Below are 15,996 nucleotides of genomic sequence, written 5' to 3'. Positions count from 1 at the left end.
CATAAATGAATGAGTTAAAGATGGATTTTAAGGTGCTGCCTGCGGGTAGTTCGTCCTCTATTAATCAATCAAACTGTGCATATCTAATCACTGACAATTGGGATGACTGGTTTGAATTTTCCACAATGTATACATTAATTTATGTAAGTTCAAACCACGAAAAACACGTTATTGGCTCTACTAAAATCGGCCAGTTTAATATGGAAAAGGGTCAAAGTAGACCAAACATCCCTGATGCCTTCGAAAAGCTTGATGAGAAATTTTTCTCTGTAGGTCAAGATGACAGCTTTTACGAAGTGTTGAACGAACTTGGCGAAGATGTACGAAATAAAATTTTGTCATCACTTAATGATATTGCTCTAGATGAGGATATTTATAACAAAGCAATTAATGAGCGAGTGACTAGTATCTCTCTTCTGAGGTCTGTCAGTCATACATCTATTAAAGGACAGTTCCGTCGACTCGCTAAAGGGGGGGCTAGGCTTTCAAAATATACATTTTCTTATAATTCTCCAGTGATGAAGGGTACTGACTCTGACAAAATTACACTAAGCTTCGAAGTAGTGCCAGAGAGTAATCCCCCAACAAATATTCATGTACTAATTGGGCGAAATGGTGTTGGGAAAACGCACTTGATGAATAATATGATTAGTTCATTAATTGACGAGAATACAACACCAACAAAAGTTGGTGAGTTCTCATCTCAAGATCAGTTAGCTGGTGAAATTTTTTCTAACGTAGTATCAGTTACTTTCAGCGCTTTTGATGAAACTGAACCTTTATCAGAAAAAAAAGACAAATCTACGGGAATACAGTTTTCATACGTAGGTCTTAAAAGAGTTAGAAAAACCGGTGAGAAAAATCTTCCGCCTAAGAGTCCTGTAATTCTAAAAAATGAATTTGTAAAAAGTATGCTTTCTTGCAGGGCTGGAGGGAAAGTTGAACGTTGGAGGCGGGCTGTAGATAAATTGGAATCAGATCCAGTATTTGCTGATATTAATGTAGCGTCAATATTAAACATACAAGACGATGATGACTTCAAAGATATTGCCGGGAGAATATTTAAGAACTTGAGTTCAGGGCATAAAATTGTATTGCTAACTATCACTAGGCTTGTTGAGACAATGGAGGAAAGAAGCTTGGTTTTTTTAGACGAACCAGAAGCTCACCTCCATCCACCATTATTATCAGCTTTTATAAGATCTCTTTCTGATTTGTTAGTTAATAGGAATGCAGTTTCTATAATAGCTACTCATTCTCCTGTAGTTCTCCAAGAAGTTCCCCGAAGCTGTACTTGGAAATTATGGCGTAGTGGCTATTTGTCTAAAGTGGAAAGATTAGAAATAGAATCTTTTGGTGAAAATGTTGGAATACTCACAAGGGAGGTTTTTGGACTAGAAAACACCGACTCAGGATTCCATAACCTACTTGATGATGCTGTAAATAAACTCGGGAACTATGATTCAGCTTTAGAGTATTTTAATGGTCAGCTTGGAGTTGAAGCTAAAGGCATTTTACGGGCTTTGTTTTCAATTAAAGGCAACCAATCATGAAAAAGCTTTTAAAGCCAAATGATAGTGCGCTGGACGTATTTACTGCATGTATTGATAAAATCCGTGATGCTAATTTAAAAGCGAGACTTATAGCATGCTCTCAAGAAGTGTATGATTCCTCTGAAGAATTTAATTTGAAAGCATCAAGTGCACAGCTACATACAATTTTGCCCAAAGACAATGTTGCTGCTGTTGTAACAGTAAAAGAGATGAAGGATGTGTATACGAATAGAATGGCTAAAAAATTAGCGCCCGGCCGTATCTATTATGACAAGTTAATGTCACTTCCTGCACATGGTAGATGTCCCCTATGTTCTCAAAGAGTGGTCTCAACATTAGATCATCACTTGCCAAAAGCACATTTTCCATCACTAGCTGTTTCTCCTATTAATCTTATTCCTGCGTGTCAAGATTGTAATAAAATTAAGAGTGAAGATAAACCAAAATGCTCTGAGGAAGAAACTTTACATCCATATTATGATGATGTTGAGGGTTTTATTTGGATAAAAGCGAAAATAAATGAATCTATACCTGTAACAATAGAGTTTTACGTAGATCCGCCTCAAGGGTGCTCTGTAATTCTTGCCAATCGGATTAAATACCACTTTAAAGCATTTAGGTTGGCTGCTCTTTATGCATCACACGCAGCTGAAGAGTTGGCAAGCATTGAGTATATTGTAAGGAGAGTTTACGATAAAGGTGGTAGTGTTGATTTGAAAAATTATTTATCAGAAATTGCAGCAGGAAAAAAATCAGTAAGCTTAAACTCTTGGCAATCTGCGTTATATAGTTGCCTATCAGAAAATGACTGGTTCTGTGAAGTTAGATTTAGATTGTAGGGGGATTTTACAAGTTAATATCAGTTAAAACTACATGATGGGATTTATTTACTACCAACAAACTCATTAAGTCTGCTCTTTTCTATTAAATGAAATTCATTAATGCACTAAGTAAAAACCGGCTCTAAGCCGGTTTATGTGGAAAAATGTTATCAGGCGCTACATGCTGGCAACCAATCTGCCTCGCTGTCTTCATGCAACGTAAGATTAGTTTGTATGCCGTTATTCGTTCGGCGTTTGAGTAGCACGCGCTCATACTCTTTCAGCGTCTGCGGTACTGCCTGCCCAAAGGCTGTCAGGCTGAGCGGGTGCTGATGGCCGCGCGATTCCATAAACGATAGGTAAGCGTGATAGAGATAGCGCTTCGGATTAATCGGGCGAATGTTGGCGTTGCCAATAAACAGCCCGTTCGGTGTACTCAACGGCATCAAGTAGCCACAGAAATCGACCAGCGGGTCGGCCTGTCGCTTTATCTCCAGCGCTTCGCCGGATGACTGTTGAGCCTGCAACAGTTCGCGCGCTTCATCATGTGAGGCGAAGCGCTGCATTAAATGACGAACAATGACGGCCAGCTCGTTATTGATTTTATCGAGTAGCTGCGGGTCGCGCTCTTTTGCCGGTATCACTTCCGGGAAGGTCAGGATTACACGACGACGTGACACGCCGCCGCTGCGATCGCTGAAACGCATCGGATTGTTATTAACCGCCAGAATCACCGCCGGAATATGGGTTGAATAGGCGTCGCGATATTTAGGATCGATGGCTACTGCATCGCCGCCGGTAATCGCCTTATTTCCCGCGCCGTCGCCGCTCCATTTCTCCTGATCGGGCAGAATAATCAGCGAGAATCCGGCCACGCTGGAGCGTTCGCGCGATGATTCCAGCGTGTCGATGGTGGCTGACGTAATGTTATCTCAGCTGAGAGTAAGGTTATCTTAATCACAGCATTACTGATGTTCGTCCGAAGCGGATACACGCTTTTGGCCCGCACCATAGCATCCACCGAATGCATACTGCTGACTCACAGACTCAGGCGGAACCAGCCAGAAAGCTACAGACACAAAAAAGCCCGCAGGGCTTGCGCCGTGCGGGCTTTCAGGACTTCATCATGTGACTCTGGTAATCACCGATGGAGAATTTTGGTGGAGCTGGCGGGAGTTGAACCCGCGTCCGAAATTACTACACCGTCGGTACTACATGCTTAGTCAGTCTTTACATTCGCCTGGCAGCTGCGGACAGACACGCCACTGACAGACTAGCCTGATTAGTTTTAACGCTTCAACCCCAGGCAGGGCATCCACGCGATCTCTTTTGGGTTTGACCTCTCTTGATCCCCGTCCTAAGAGCGGAGGCTAGGGAGAGAGGGCTCTAAGCAGGTTATTAAGCTGCTAGTGCGTAGTTTTCGTCGTTTGCGACTATTTTTTTGCGGCTTTTTACGAGGCAAACCGCCCCTCGGCATGCACCTTGGGTTTCGCGAATCCCGTCGAATCCAGAATCAGCCCCAAGTTTTAAAACTGTAGCGCAAATCTATAAAAAAATCCAGTGCTTAACGGCTGGCGCTCTTCATAATTCGTGCTTTGTCCATCTTCCACTCGCGATCTTTAATGTCAGAACGCTTGTCGTGCTCTTTCTTACCGCGTGCGACGCCGATTTTGAGCTTGGCCCAGGCGTTTTTCCAGTAGAGCGAAAGCGGTATGATGGTGTAACCGTCGCGGTTAACGCTGCCAAACAGTGAAGAGAGCTCGCGCTCTTTCAGCAGCAGCTTACGGGTGCGTGTCGGATCGCACACCACGTGCGTTGAAGCACCGATCAGCGGCTGGAACGTAGCGCCAAACAGAAACGCTTCGCCGTCGCGCAGCATGATATAGCTTTCGCTGATATTGGCTTTACCGGCGCGCAGTGCTTTAACTTCCCATCCCTGTAACGACAGACCCGCTTCGAACTCCTCTTCGACGAAGTATTCGTGGCGCGCGCGTTTGTTGAGGGCAATGGTGGCTGAACCGGGTTTGTGAGCTTTTTTCTTTGTCATAGTGCGGCGTAGTCTACATTACTCAGTTTGTGGGCGCATCCCCATGTCCTGCGGGGCGGTAAAAAACATCCTATTTTAGCACAGCTGGCAAAAGCATGAATTTTTGTTTAATGGCCTAAAATGGTACAATTCAATGGTTTTGTGACCAACAGGAACCCTTATGGCTCAGATTAGCCGCTCAGCGCTGGTCCCCTATAGCGCTGCACAGATGTACCAGCTTGTGAATGACGTGGATGCCTATCCTGAATTTCTTCCCGGCTGCACCGGCAGTCGCGTGCTGGATAACAGCGGTCATCAGATGACCGCTGCGGTCGATGTCTCAAAGGCGGGCATCAGTAAAACCTTTACCACGCGCAATACGCTGACTGACAACCAGAGCATTCATATGCAGCTGGTTGATGGCCCGTTCCGTAAGCTGACCGGCGGCTGGAAATTTATCTCGCTGGGTGATGACGCCTGCAAGGTTGAGCTGAGCCTCGATTTTGAGTTCACCAATATGCTGGTTGAGATGGCATTCGGGCGCGTGTTTAAAGAGCTGGCAAACAGCATGGTGCAGGCGTTTACCCAGCGTGCCAAAGAGGTCTATCGTGACTAAGATCCGGGTGGAAGTGGTCTATGCGCTGCCGGATAAGCAGTATCTGCGCGAGGTTACGCTGGAGCAGGGTGCTACGGTAGAAAAGGCGATAGAGGCATCGGGACTGCTGCAGCTGCGCCGGGATATCGATCTGTCACAGAATAAAACCGGGATCTTCAGCCGGCCGGTTAAGCTTGGCGATAGGGTTGAAGAGGGTGATCGGGTTGAGATCTACCGGCCGCTGATTGCCGATCCGAAAGAGCTGCGCCGCCAGCGTGCTGAGCGTGCCGCCACAAAAAAATAGCTGACGTTAAGCATTAAAAAAGGCGCCCCGGGCGCCTTTTTTACTGTCATCAGCTTAACTGTCTTTCTGGCCAGTGAGCCGCGGCTTGTTATCAATGTTCGTCAGGACACCGCTGCGATCGAATGTCAGCGTCAGCGTTTGCTGCTTCACGCGCTCGTGACCAGGTTCCTGACGGAAAATGTAATACCAGACGTTGCTGCCAAAGGGATCGTGCATCATCGGGGTGCCCAGGGTATAGGCTACCTGCTGCTGCGTCATGCCGGTATGGATCTTGGCGACATCGTTGGCGGCCAGGTAATTCCCCTGATTAATATCCGGACGATAAACAACGCGCTCCAGCGTGGAGCATCCGGCGGTTGTCATCAACATTACCACTGCCGCAGCAGTCAGCGTCTTAAAGCGCATCTGTACATTCCTTTTTTCGGGCCAAACGCCTTTCAGCAGGCAGTTTTGTTGCCATTACATTCTGAACTCTGCACGCGGCAGGCTTTTATTATGGCGATATCACTGCCGATGATAATAGACCTTTTCCCGGTTGGGAACCTTTACAGAGCATGCATATGACCATCAGGCCGGAAAAAAGTGCGGTCTCAGGCTGCTAAAAGTTCTTTGGCGTTCGCCAGGGTGTTACGCGTGACTTCGCTGCCGCCCAGCAGACGTGCCAGCTCCTGCAGGCGTGCGCGCTTATCCAGCGGCTGCATATGCGTTTCCGTCATCGCGCCGTCGGTCTCTTTGCTGACAAAGAAGTGCTGATGACCGCAGCCTGCAACCTGCGGCAGGTGCGTCACACACATGACCTGCGTCGATTCACCCAGCTGACGCAGCATCTTGCCTACGACAGCTGCAGTAGGCCCGCTGATACCGACATCTACTTCGTCGAAAATCATGGCCGGGGTTTCCATCTTCTGCGCGGTGATCACCTGAATAGCGAGCGCGATACGCGACAGCTCACCGCCTGAGGCGACTTTACCCAGCGGCTGCAGCGGCTGGCCAGGGTTAGTTGTCACCCGGAAATCGATGCGGCTGGCACCTTCGGCCGTCAGCTGATCGGGATTAAACTCCAGCACAATCGCAAACTGCCCGTGCGGCATCGCCAGGGTACGCATGCTTTGCGTAATGAGATCGCACAGTTCATGAGCAGATTTTTCACGCTGATGATGCAGCGTTTCAGCGCAGGTGATAGCGGCTTTGTGATGCATCACTACGTCGTGCTGCAGGCTCTCCTGATCGCTCTCCTGCTGCGACAGCAGCTCCGCCTCTTCCAGCAGCTGCTGATGCAGGGCCGGCAGCGCTTCAGGCGCAACGTGATGCTTGCGCGCCAGCGCAATCTGCCGCGACAGCCGCTGCTCCAGCTCGTAAAGGCGATTGGGGTCAAGATCGAGACGTTCGCAGTAGTGACGCAGTTCGTCGCTGGCTTCGCTCAGCTGAATCGCCGCTTCTTCCAGCAGGTTAAACACGCCGCTGACTTTATCATCCAGCGAGACCAGTTCGCTGAGCATGTTGCGGGCGCTGTAGAGCAGGCTCTGCAGGTTGGTATCTTCACCGTCGGCAAGAATATGCAGCGCCTGCTGGCTGGTAGAGAGCAGCTGTCCGCTGTTAGCGAGACGCTTGTACTCTTCGTCAATCTGCTCATACTCTCCCGCCTGCGGGGCAAACTCGTTCAGCTCTTTCAGCTGATACTGCAGCAGCTCGCGGCGCGCTTCACGCTCCTGCGACTGCTGCTGATGCTGCGCCAGCACACGGCAGCTGTGATGCCAGCGCTGGTAGTGCTGACGCATCTCCGTCAGCAGCCCGTCATGCGCCGCGTAAGCATCAAGCAGATGCTTCTGATGATCGGTTTTCAGCAGCAGCTGATGCGCGTGCTGACCGTGGATCTGAATCAGCAGCTGGCCCAGCTCGCGCAGCTGTGAGAGCGGTACGGCCGTGCCGTTGATGAAGCCGCGCGAGCGACCATCCGCGCTGATAACACGGCGCAGCAGGCACTCATTACCGTCATCCAGCTGATTATCAACCAGCCAGCGCTGCGCTGACGGCGATAATTTCAGCTGAAAGCGGGCACAGATATCAGCCCGGCTTGCGCCCTGACGCACCATATCCGCTTCCGCCCGTCCGCCGAGGCAGAGGCCCAGCGCATCAATGGCAATAGATTTACCTGCGCCGGTCTCACCGGTGATCGCTGTCATACCGCGATGAAAGTCGATCTCAAGCTCACGAACGATTGCGAAGTTACTGATGGTCAGTTGTGCCAGCATACAATCACCTGTATAGAAAAACAGATATGGTTTTTCGTACAGTATAAACTGGTTTTTTAACCAGTAAAGTAGCCAGCACTGATTTCTAGAACAATTTTTTCGACCAGCCGAGTTTTGAGCTTAATGTATTGAAGTAGTTATAGTTTTTAGGATGGATAAGATTAAGGTGGCTGCTGCTGCGCCGGATCAGCACATCTTCACCCTCCTGAATCGGCAGGGCAATCTGGCTGTCACAGCTGATCTCCAGATCGCTGCGCAGCGAGGAGAAACGCAGGCGAATGGTACTGTTGCTGTTGATAACCAGCGGGCGCGACGACAGCGTGTGCGGGAACATCGGCACCAGCACAATCGCATCAAGCGAAGGGGTAAGAATAGGTCCGCCTGCGGAGAGCGAGTAGGCGGTGGAGCCGGTAGGGGTGGAGATAATCAGGCCATCTGAACGCTGAGAAAAGGCGAACACTTCGTCAATATAGACCTCAAACTCAATCATATGCGCCACTTTGCCAGGATGGAGCACCACTTCATTGATGGCGCTGCCAATGCGCGGTGAGCAGGTATCGCGGCAGACCTGCGCCTCAAGCAGAAAGCGACTCTCCACAAAGTAGTCGCCCTGAAGAACATCATCCAGCTGCTGCTGCGCGTTATCCGGATCGAGGTCGGTCAGGAAGCCCAGATTGCCACGGTTGATGCCAATCACTTTAATGTCATAGCGTGCCAGCACCCTGGCCGCGCCCAGCATATTGCCATCGCCGCCAACCACCACGGCCAGATCGGCCTGCTGGCCTATTTCCGCCAGCGTGCCGGTCTTTACATCGGTTAAGCTCAGCTCGCGCGCAATCTGCTGTTCGACAATCACTTCATATCCCTTATCGGTCAGCCAGCGCCAGAGCATCTCATGGGTGGTTAACGCGGTAGGATGGCGCGGATGACCCACGATCCCGATGCAGCTAAAGTGTTTGTTCATGTGGCGGGTATTCCTCATAAGCCAAAACGGCCTGGCAATGTGATGGGTTCACTTGAAACCGTCAAACTGATCCCCATAATAAGCCAACCAGCGAAATGAATGTGCAAAACGCGGAGAAATTCATGAGTAGTAAAGAACAGAACACCCCAAACGAGCAAGTCTCAGACGAAATTCAACAGGATCAACAGCCGGCGGACGCGGAGACAGCAACTGAGGTGGATCCGCGTGATGAGCGCATTGCGCAACTGGAAGCGGAGCTGACCCAGGCGCAGGGCGGCGTGCGCGAAGCGCAGCTGCGTGCGCAGGCGGAGATTGAAAACATCCGTCGCCGTGCAGAAATGGATGTCGAAAAAGCGCATAAATTTGCGCTGGAAAAATTTGCCAACGAGCTGCTGCCAGTGATTGATAGCCTGGAACGCGCGCTGGAAGTGGCTGATAAAGAGAACACCGGGCTCGCCTCAATGATTGAAGGCATCGAGCTGACGCTGAAATCCCTGCTGGGCGCCGTGCGCAAGTTTGGCGTTGAAGTGGTGGGCGACACCCACGTGCCGTTTAACCCGGATCTGCATCAGGCGATGTCGATGATGGAATCGGATGAGGTTGAGCCGAACCATGTACTGATGGTAATGCAGCGTGGCTATACCCTGAATGGTCGCCTGCTGCGTCCGGCGATGGTGGCGGTCTCTAAAGCCAAAGCCTGAGCAGAGTAGTGCATCACAACGGCCGCCTGACGCGGCCGTTGTTGTTTCAGGGGAGGACTGGCGTCCAGTCGATCGGCGTTTCTCCCGCCTGGCTGAGCAGTGCGTTGGTCTGCGAGAAGTGCCGGCAGCCAAAAAAGCCGCGATGCGCTGAGAGCGGAGAAGGATGGGGAGCTTTCAGCACGTGATGACGCTGCGCATCAATGATGCTGCCTTTCTTCTGCGCGTGCGATCCCCACAGCAGAAAAACCACGCCCTCACGGTGCGTATTGATGGCATCAATCACCGTATCAGTAAACGTCTCCCAGCCAAGCCGCGCGTGCGAGTGTGCTTTGCCCGCCTCAACGGTCAGTACCGTATTCAGCAGCATTACCCCCTGCGTGGCCCAGCTCTCCAGAAAACCGTGCTGCGGCCGCTGAAAACCCTCAATATCCTGTTCCAGCTCTTTGTACATGTTAAGCAGAGAGGGCGGGATGGCCACGCCAGGCAGCACCGAAAAAGCCAGGCCGTGCGCCTGATTCGGTCCGTGATAGGGATCCTGACCCAAAATCACCACCTTGATATCGCCCAGTTCTGTCAGTTTAAACGCGTTAAACACATCTTTCTGTGGCGGATAAACGGTCACGCCCGCCGCCCGCTGCTGCGCAACCGCCTGCAGCGTCTCTTTGAAATAGGGCTTCTCTTTTTCATCTGCCAGCACATCGTGCCAGGTCAGCTTGTCACTCATGGTTAACTCCTGACGATAGTTTTCCTTAGCTTAGCTGCTTCAGCGCGGGAGCAGAAGAATTAACCCCGCCGTTTCAGCTTGATGCAGGTCAAGGCACCGGCGGCGTCCCGGTGATATACCAGCCTGTCTATCTGTCAACGGCGTTCAGAGACAGAACGCCCCTTTCTGGAGATCGCTATGATTACCGGCATTCAAATTACCCAAACCCATAACCCGCTGCTGCTGAACTCATTCTGGCTGCTGGATGAAGAGGCGGGACAGGCGCGCTGTCTGTGCGCCAGAGGCCTCTATGAGGAGGATCAGGTGGTTGCCCTGAGCGAGCTGGGCGAGATGGCATACCGTGAAGTGCCCCTGGAGCAGAAACCGCAGGTGCGCGTTGAGGGCGGACAACATCTTAACGTCAATGTACTGCAGCGGGAAACGCTGGAAGATGCGGTTAAGCATCCCGAAAAGTATCCACAGCTGACCATTCGCGTATCCGGTTATGCCGTACGGTTTAATGCCCTGACGCCAGAGCAGCAGCGCGATGTGATCACCCGTACCTTTACAGAGAGCCTGTAACTGAAGTAGCGATGAAAAGTTGCTCATGCTGCAGGCCAGTGCGGAAGCGGTCCGGAACGCATGCGTTGATTAAAATGCGACATTTACCGGCGTTCGCGCTGACCCGCCTGTCAGTGGCCCTTAAGGCCAGCTGAACGTAAAAAAAAAGCGCCGGTTCAGGCGCTTTTTTTACTGCAGTGACGTTTTATTCCGCACCTGACTCCGGCGTGGTTGATCCGCTTGGCTTGCGGCGTTTACCCACGTTTTTGGTGTCACGATGGCGTTTTTTCACGCGCGGCTTTTCGTCTTCTTTCTCTTTCTTCTCTTTGCGTTTGGCAAGCGCCTTTTTCGACGGCTTTCCGGTGACTTTAGCACTCGGCGCACGCGACTCAGGGCGCAGCTCATCAATCACGCGTGATTTCAGCGGCTCATTAACGTAGCGGCTGATTTTACCCAGCAGAACGTGATCGTGCGCCTCAACCAGCGAGATAGCGATCCCTTTGCGTCCGGCGCGGCCGGTACGGCCAATGCGGTGCAGATAGGTATCTGCCGTACGCGGCAGGTCAAAGTTGATCACGTGAGTCACGTCATCAATATCGATACCGCGCGCCGCAACGTCAGTGGCAACCAGCACATTGACGCGACCATCGTTGATGCGTTTAATCGCTTCATTACGGTTCGCCTGTACCATCTCACCTTCGAGGTAGCTGCTGCGCAGGCCCGCTTCATGCATCCAGGTCACCAGCTCGTGCAGACGTTCACGCTTGCGCACAAACACAATCGCACGCTTCACTTCCGGCTGCTTTAACAGGTGCACCAGCAGTTTGGTCTTGTGCTCAAGGTTATCAGCACGGTAGTACCACTGCTGAATGCGTTTGCGTTCGCTTTTGCTCGGGTCGGCTTCAATCGCGACCGGATCGTTGAGCAGGCGTTCAGCAAAATCTTTGATGTGCTCGCCTTCCAGCGTGGCGGAGAAGAGCAGCGTCTGTTTGCGCCAGCGCGTCTCACCGGCGATGGTCTCGATATCCTGGGCAAAGCCCATATCGACCATGCGGTCCGCCTCATCAAGAATCAGTGTTTCTACCGCGCGGCAGTCAAAGTTCTCTTCTTTGATGTACTGCAGCAGACGGCCGGTGGTCGCCACCACAATATCCTGATTTTCGCTGAAGACTTCAGCGTGGTTCATATAGGCAACGCCGCCGGTGATGGTGGCGATATCCAGATGGGTATGCTTCGCCAGCTCACGCGCCTGATCGGCCACCTGCATCGCCAGTTCGCGGGTAGGGGTGAGGATCAGGATACGCGGCGGACCCGACTTCTTACGCGGGAAGTCCAGCAGATGCTGTAATGCGGGCAGCAGATAGGCGGCGGTTTTCCCCGTTCCGGTGGGTGCCGAACCTAACACGTCACGGCCTTCCAGCGCGGCAGGAATGGCTTCAGCCTGAATGGCCGTCGGGCGCGTGAAGCCTTTTTCCTGCAGGGCATCCAGCAGGCTTTCGTCGAGTTCGAGTTCGGAGAATGTGGTTACTGTCATGTTCTACCTCAGTTTGGGGCGCTGATTATAGACAGATCGGCCGCAATCTTCATCTGTTTGTGTTCATCAGGCGCAGATGAATTCATTGTGCGACCACGTTACACTCTCGCCAGATAACAATTCAATGGCCGAAAGCATGTCTCAGTACCAGCCGCCAGCACGGGCGACATTAAGAAAAGATGGGTTTACGTTTAAACAATTTTTTGTCGCACACGATCGCTGTGCAATGAAGGTTGGCACGGATGGCGTGCTGCTGGGGGCGTGGGCGCCGGTGGCCGGGGCACGGCGTATTCTGGATATTGGCTGCGGCAGCGGGCTTATCGCCCTGATGCTGGCGCAGCGCACGCCGCAACAGGTTACGCTGGATGCGGTCGAGCTTGATAGCGAAGCCGCCGCGCAGGCGCAGGAGAATGTGCAGGCCTCGCCGTGGGGCGCTCGTATCACCGTGCACCAGGCGGATATCCTTAACTGGAGCAGCCGGTGTGAAAAACGCTATTCGCTGATCGTCAGCAATCCACCTTTCTTTGTGCCCGGTATGGCCTCATCCAGCGTCGCGCGAGACACGGCGCGCAGCACCGCCACGCTCGATCACGCCGCGCTGCTGCAGTGCGCGGCACAGCTTATCGAAGAAGAGGGGCTGTTTTGCGTGGTGCTGCCGGTGGAGAGCGGCGAGGCGCTGGTGCAGCTTGCCCGCGCCGATGGCTGGCATCTGCGGCTGCGCTACGACGTTGCGCCTTATGCACAGCGGCCACCCAACCGGCTGGTGCTGGGCTTTTCACCTGCGGCAGGCGAGCTGATACAGGAGCGGCTGGCGATCCGCAATGAAGATAAAAGCTACTCCGCTGACTGGCTGAGCCTGGTGACAGACTTCTATCTTTTCCGCTGAGTATTGGCTGTCACCATACTGCAGCAGCGGTCGCGATCTGTCGTTACGTTCGCAGGATCCCTGCTGCATCGTGTTGCAAAGTGGCGAATTTTGCGCGCTGCCGTCAGCTATGCTGAAAAGAAGAGTAATAAAGATGAAAAAGAGATCGCCTTACGCTACTCTGCCAGCACCGATCGGCACTGCATAAGCTATTGAAAGCGGGTCAGCCGCTACGTCATAACGGGTTGCAATGCCGCGACGAAAAAACAGGTCGTAGTGAACTTCAGGCCAGAACAGAACTCAAAGCGCATGCTTGCTCACGGGTATGAGATGTGCTGGCAGTCCACTTACGCATAAAAGAGTTTTGGGGAGACATTACCTCGGATGAGCGAGCAGTTAACGGATCAGGTTCTCGTTGAGCGGGTTCAGAAAGGAGATCAAAAGTCCTTTAACTTACTGGTAGTCCGATACCAGCATAAAGTGGCGAGCCTGGTTTCACGCTATGTCCCTTCGGGTGACGTGCCCGATGTGGTACAGGAATCATTTATCAAAGCCTATCGCGCGCTGGAGTCGTTCCGCGGGGATAGCGCTTTTTACACGTGGCTTTACCGCATCGCGGTAAACACAGCAAAAAATTATCTGGTGGCTCAGGGCCGTCGTCCGCCTTCCAGCGACGTAGATGCAATTGATGCAGAAAACTTCGAAAGTGCGGGCGCGTTAAAAGAAATATCGAACCCTGAGAACTTAATGTTGTCTGACGAACTGAAACAAATTGTTTTTCGGACAATTGAGTCACTTCCTGAAGATCTCCGTATGGCTATCACGCTCCGGGAGCTGGATGGTCTGAGTTATGAAGAGATCGCTGCCATTATGGATTGCCCGGTTGGTACTGTCCGATCGCGCATATTTCGTGCCCGGGAAGCCATTGATAACAAAGTTCAACCGCTTATCCAACGTTAGTGATAACGGCTACTGAAAGGGTACCAAGGCATGCAGAAAGAAAAACTTTCCGCTTTAATGGATGGTGAAACGTTAGACAGCGAGCTGTTGTCCTCGTTGTCAAAGGATGTCGAACTTCAAAAAAGCTGGGAGAGCTACCATCTTATTCGCGACACCCTTCGCGGGGATGTAGGCGAAGTGCTGCATTTTGATATCTCCGCCCGCGTGGCCGCAGCCATCGAAAATGAACCGCTGCGCCCTGCGGCAACACCGCTGATCCCTGAAGCGCAGCCGGAACCGGCACGCTGGCAAAAAATGCCGTTCTGGCGTCGCGGCGGCAGCTGGGTAGCGTCAGTCACGCAAATTGGCGTAGCCGCCTGCGTATCACTGGCGGTCATTGTTGGCGTGCAGCACTACAACGGCTCTTCTGCCGGTGGGGCAGCAGAGTCCTCAGATGCTCCGGCGTTTAATACGCTGCCGATGATGGGTAAAGCGTCACCGGTAAGCCTGGGCGTACCGTCTGATGCCTTTGAGACCAACAGTTCAAATCAGCAGGTTCAGGATCAGCGGCGTCGCGTTAACGCCATGCTGCAGGATTATGAGCTGCAGCGTCGTCTGCATGCCGATCAGGTACAGTTTGAAAACAGCGTACCGCAGCAGGCGCAGGCCACCGTTCCCGGAACGCAGTCGTTAGGAACTCAACAGCAGTAATGAAGCAGCTCTGGTGCGCCGTTAGCCTTATGGCCGGCAGCCTGCTCTGGACATCAACCGCCCCGGCACAGACGTCGTCTTCCGGGGCGTTGTTACAGCAGATGGAGCAGGCGACTCAAAATCTCAATTATGAATTTGCGTATATTAATGTCTCACGACTGGGCATTGAGTCTCTGCGCTATCGTCACGCCGTGGTGGATAAGCGCGTCTTTGCGCAGCTGCTGCAGATGGATGGTCCGCGCCGTGAAGTGATCCAGCGCGGTAACGACATCAGCTATTTTGAACCCGGGCTGGATCCGTTCTCACTGCCGGGCAACCATATTATCGACGCGCTGCCTTCACTGATGTTTGCTGATTTCTCCCGGCTGGGTCAGGCGTATGACTTTGTGCCGGTAGGGCGATCGCGTATGGCTGACCAGATGTGCGAAGTTGTGCGTATTGTCTCCCGTGACGGTACGCGCTACAGCTATGTGGTCTGGCTGGACGTGGATACCAAACTGCCGCTGCGCATCGATTTACTGGATCGCGATGGTGAAACGCTGGAGCAGTTCCGCGTTATCAGCTTTGCAGTGGATGAGGGCGTGCGCAATCTGATGCAGGGGCTTGAGAAGGCAAATCTGCCGCCGTCGCTCTCCCTGCCGGCGGGCGACAAAGTGGAACTCAGCTGGCAGCCTGGCTGGATACCGGCAGGCATGAAGCTGATTTCGCAGAGTCGTCGCGCAATACCCGCCATGAATAAAACCGTCGAATCGCGTCTCTACAGCGACGGGCTGTTCAGTTTTGCCATTAACATTGCGCCTGCCGATAAAAATAGCGTGCCTCAGCAATTGCGCACGGGACGTCGTACGGTGCAGACCGTTGTGCGCGATAATCAGGAGATCACCGTGGTGGGCGAATTACCGCCCGCAACCGCGAAACGTATCGCCAGCGCTATTGATGCAGGGGCAAAGAAATGATGAGAGAGTGGGCCACCGTGGTGGCATGGCAGGATGGCATTGCCACACTGCATTCCGAAGCGAAAACTTCCTGCAACAGCTGTTCAGCGCGTAAAGGCTGTGGCAGCCATGCGCTCAACAAGCTGGGGCCGAAGAACGCCCATGTCATGACCATTCCCAGCGCTGAGCCGCTACAGCCGGGTCAGCGCATTGAGTTAGGCATTCGCGAAAGCAGCCTGCTCGGCTCAGCGCTGCTGGTCTATATGACGCCGCTGTTTGGCCTGTTTGCTGTGGCTGGCCTGTTTCAGATGCTGTTTCACAGCGACCTCGCGGCCGCCTGCGGGGCGCTGCTTGGCGGCGTGGGAGGATTTATCATTGCCAAAGGCGTTTCATCGCGCTATGCCGGACGCGAAGCCTTTCAGCCGGTGATCCTCAGCGTGGCGCTTCCGCCTGATGCGCTGCGGGTTGAAGATGTCAGCTGATGCCGCCCGGGCCGCCTGCTGTGCGGCCTTTTCATTTCCGCTTACCCGCT

At 52.6% G+C, this 15,996-nt stretch carries 17 protein-coding genes, 1 other RNA gene and 1 pseudogene; 11 read left to right on the top strand and 8 right to left on the bottom strand.

Translation table 11 applies throughout. The features are described from left to right. Positions 1-20: 20 nt before the first annotated feature. Together B4M48_RS13635 and B4M48_RS13630 are read left to right on the top strand one after the other, a co-directional pair. A complete protein-coding gene (locus B4M48_RS13635) occupies positions 21-1,553 on the top strand; it encodes an AAA family ATPase (RefSeq protein WP_288656922.1) in 1,533 nt (510 codons plus the stop codon). Beyond that, positions 1,550-2,392, top strand: coding sequence for an HNH endonuclease (locus tag B4M48_RS13630; RefSeq protein ID WP_288656920.1), 843 nt, complete (start codon positions 1,550-1,552; stop codon positions 2,390-2,392). The genes B4M48_RS13635 and B4M48_RS13630 overlap by 4 nt, the downstream gene beginning before the upstream one ends. Positions 2,393-2,544: 152 nt before the next feature. Here the strand turns inward: B4M48_RS13630 and B4M48_RS13625 are convergent. The 3 genes and pseudogenes from B4M48_RS13625 to smpB form a co-directional block, all read right to left on the bottom strand. After that, positions 2,545-3,306 (bottom strand): annotated as a pseudogene (locus B4M48_RS13625) (primase-like DNA-binding domain-containing protein); the annotation flags it as partial. 226 nt (positions 3,307-3,532) lie between these two features. Beyond that, positions 3,533-3,895, bottom strand: a transfer-messenger RNA (tmRNA) gene (gene ssrA, locus B4M48_RS13620). Positions 3,896-3,938: 43 nt separating this feature from the next. Then, a complete protein-coding gene (gene smpB / locus B4M48_RS13615) occupies positions 3,939-4,421 on the bottom strand; it encodes an SsrA-binding protein SmpB (RefSeq protein WP_039379735.1) in 483 nt (160 codons plus the stop codon). 160 nt (positions 4,422-4,581) lie between these two features. Here smpB and B4M48_RS13610 point away from each other — a divergent pair, with 160 nt between their 5' ends. Continuing rightward, a complete protein-coding gene (locus B4M48_RS13610; protein WP_039379733.1) occupies positions 4,582-5,016 on the top strand; it encodes a type II toxin-antitoxin system RatA family toxin in 435 nt (144 codons plus the stop codon). Continuing rightward, the gene (locus tag B4M48_RS13605) at positions 5,009-5,299 is read left to right on the top strand and encodes an RnfH family protein (protein WP_166714077.1); all 291 of its coding nucleotides are present in this window, start codon (positions 5,009-5,011) and stop codon (positions 5,297-5,299) included. Before B4M48_RS13610 ends, B4M48_RS13605 begins: the two co-directional genes overlap by 8 nt. A 54-nt stretch (positions 5,300-5,353) precedes the next feature. On the opposite strand, the gene bamE is transcribed toward B4M48_RS13605, so the two are convergent. The 3 genes from bamE to nadK form a co-directional block, all read right to left on the bottom strand. Continuing rightward, a complete protein-coding gene (gene bamE / locus B4M48_RS13600) occupies positions 5,354-5,704 on the bottom strand; it encodes an outer membrane protein assembly factor BamE (protein WP_071667878.1) in 351 nt (116 codons plus the stop codon). Positions 5,705-5,889: 185 nt separating this feature from the next. Continuing rightward, a complete protein-coding gene (recN, locus tag B4M48_RS13595; RefSeq protein ID WP_288656918.1) occupies positions 5,890-7,551 on the bottom strand; it encodes a DNA repair protein RecN in 1,662 nt (553 codons plus the stop codon). Between the two features lie 85 nt (positions 7,552-7,636). Beyond that, complete coding sequence (gene nadK, locus B4M48_RS13590) at positions 7,637-8,515, bottom strand: NAD(+) kinase (protein WP_039379723.1); 879 nt, start codon at positions 8,513-8,515, stop codon at positions 7,637-7,639. Between the two features lie 122 nt (positions 8,516-8,637). On the opposite strand from nadK, the gene grpE reads away from it, so the two are divergent. Beyond that, positions 8,638-9,216 carry a nucleotide exchange factor GrpE gene (gene grpE / locus B4M48_RS13585; protein ID WP_071667881.1) on the top strand — a complete coding sequence of 193 codons (579 nt, stop codon included), beginning with the start codon at positions 8,638-8,640 and terminating at the stop codon, positions 9,214-9,216. A gap of 46 nt (positions 9,217-9,262) precedes the next feature. On the opposite strand, the gene ung is transcribed toward grpE, so the two are convergent. Continuing rightward, positions 9,263-9,940 carry a uracil-DNA glycosylase gene (gene ung, locus B4M48_RS13580; protein ID WP_166714075.1) on the bottom strand — a complete coding sequence of 226 codons (678 nt, stop codon included), beginning with the start codon at positions 9,938-9,940 and terminating at the stop codon, positions 9,263-9,265. 177 nt (positions 9,941-10,117) lie between these two features. On the opposite strand from ung, the gene grcA reads away from it, so the two are divergent. Next, entirely contained in the window at positions 10,118-10,501 is a 384-nt protein-coding gene (gene grcA, locus B4M48_RS13575) for an autonomous glycyl radical cofactor GrcA (RefSeq protein WP_039379718.1), read from the top strand. A gap of 184 nt (positions 10,502-10,685) precedes the next feature. Here the strand turns inward: grcA and srmB are convergent, their stop codons facing one another. Beyond that, positions 10,686-12,014, bottom strand: a complete 1,329-nt coding sequence (gene srmB, locus B4M48_RS13570; RefSeq protein ID WP_039379716.1) for an ATP-dependent RNA helicase SrmB — start codon at positions 12,012-12,014, stop codon at positions 10,686-10,688. Between the two features lie 136 nt (positions 12,015-12,150). Between srmB and trmN the strand changes: the two genes are divergently transcribed. The 5 genes from trmN (at position 12,151) to rseC (ending at position 15,946) form a co-directional block, all read left to right on the top strand. After that, positions 12,151-12,900 carry a tRNA(1)(Val) (adenine(37)-N(6))-methyltransferase TrmN gene (trmN, locus tag B4M48_RS13565; RefSeq protein WP_039385615.1) on the top strand — a complete coding sequence of 250 codons (750 nt, stop codon included), beginning with the start codon at positions 12,151-12,153 and terminating at the stop codon, positions 12,898-12,900. A 363-nt stretch (positions 12,901-13,263) separates the two neighbouring features. Continuing rightward, positions 13,264-13,839 (top strand): RNA polymerase sigma factor RpoE, encoded by a 576-nt coding sequence (gene rpoE / locus B4M48_RS13560; protein ID WP_039379714.1) that lies wholly within the window; start codon positions 13,264-13,266, stop codon positions 13,837-13,839. A gap of 30 nt (positions 13,840-13,869) precedes the next feature. Then, positions 13,870-14,529: an anti-sigma-E factor RseA gene (gene rseA / locus B4M48_RS13555; protein ID WP_039379711.1), complete on the top strand. Its 660-nt coding sequence runs from the start codon at positions 13,870-13,872 to the stop codon at positions 14,527-14,529. Next, the gene (rseB, locus tag B4M48_RS13550) at positions 14,529-15,485 is read left to right on the top strand and encodes a sigma-E factor regulatory protein RseB (protein ID WP_071667883.1); all 957 of its coding nucleotides are present in this window, start codon (positions 14,529-14,531) and stop codon (positions 15,483-15,485) included. Before rseA ends, rseB begins: the two co-directional genes overlap by 1 nt. Then, positions 15,482-15,946, top strand: a complete 465-nt coding sequence (gene rseC, locus B4M48_RS13545) for a SoxR-reducing system protein RseC (RefSeq protein WP_039379706.1) — start codon at positions 15,482-15,484, stop codon at positions 15,944-15,946. Before rseB ends, rseC begins: the two co-directional genes overlap by 4 nt. Positions 15,947-15,996: the final 50 nt, after the last annotated feature.

The sequence above is a fragment of the Pantoea sp. UBA6567 genome (assembly GCF_002434165.1).
GTDB lineage: Bacteria > Pseudomonadota > Gammaproteobacteria > Enterobacterales > Enterobacteriaceae > Pantoea > Pantoea eucrina.
This window is presented reverse-complemented; position numbering and strand designations above follow the sequence as displayed.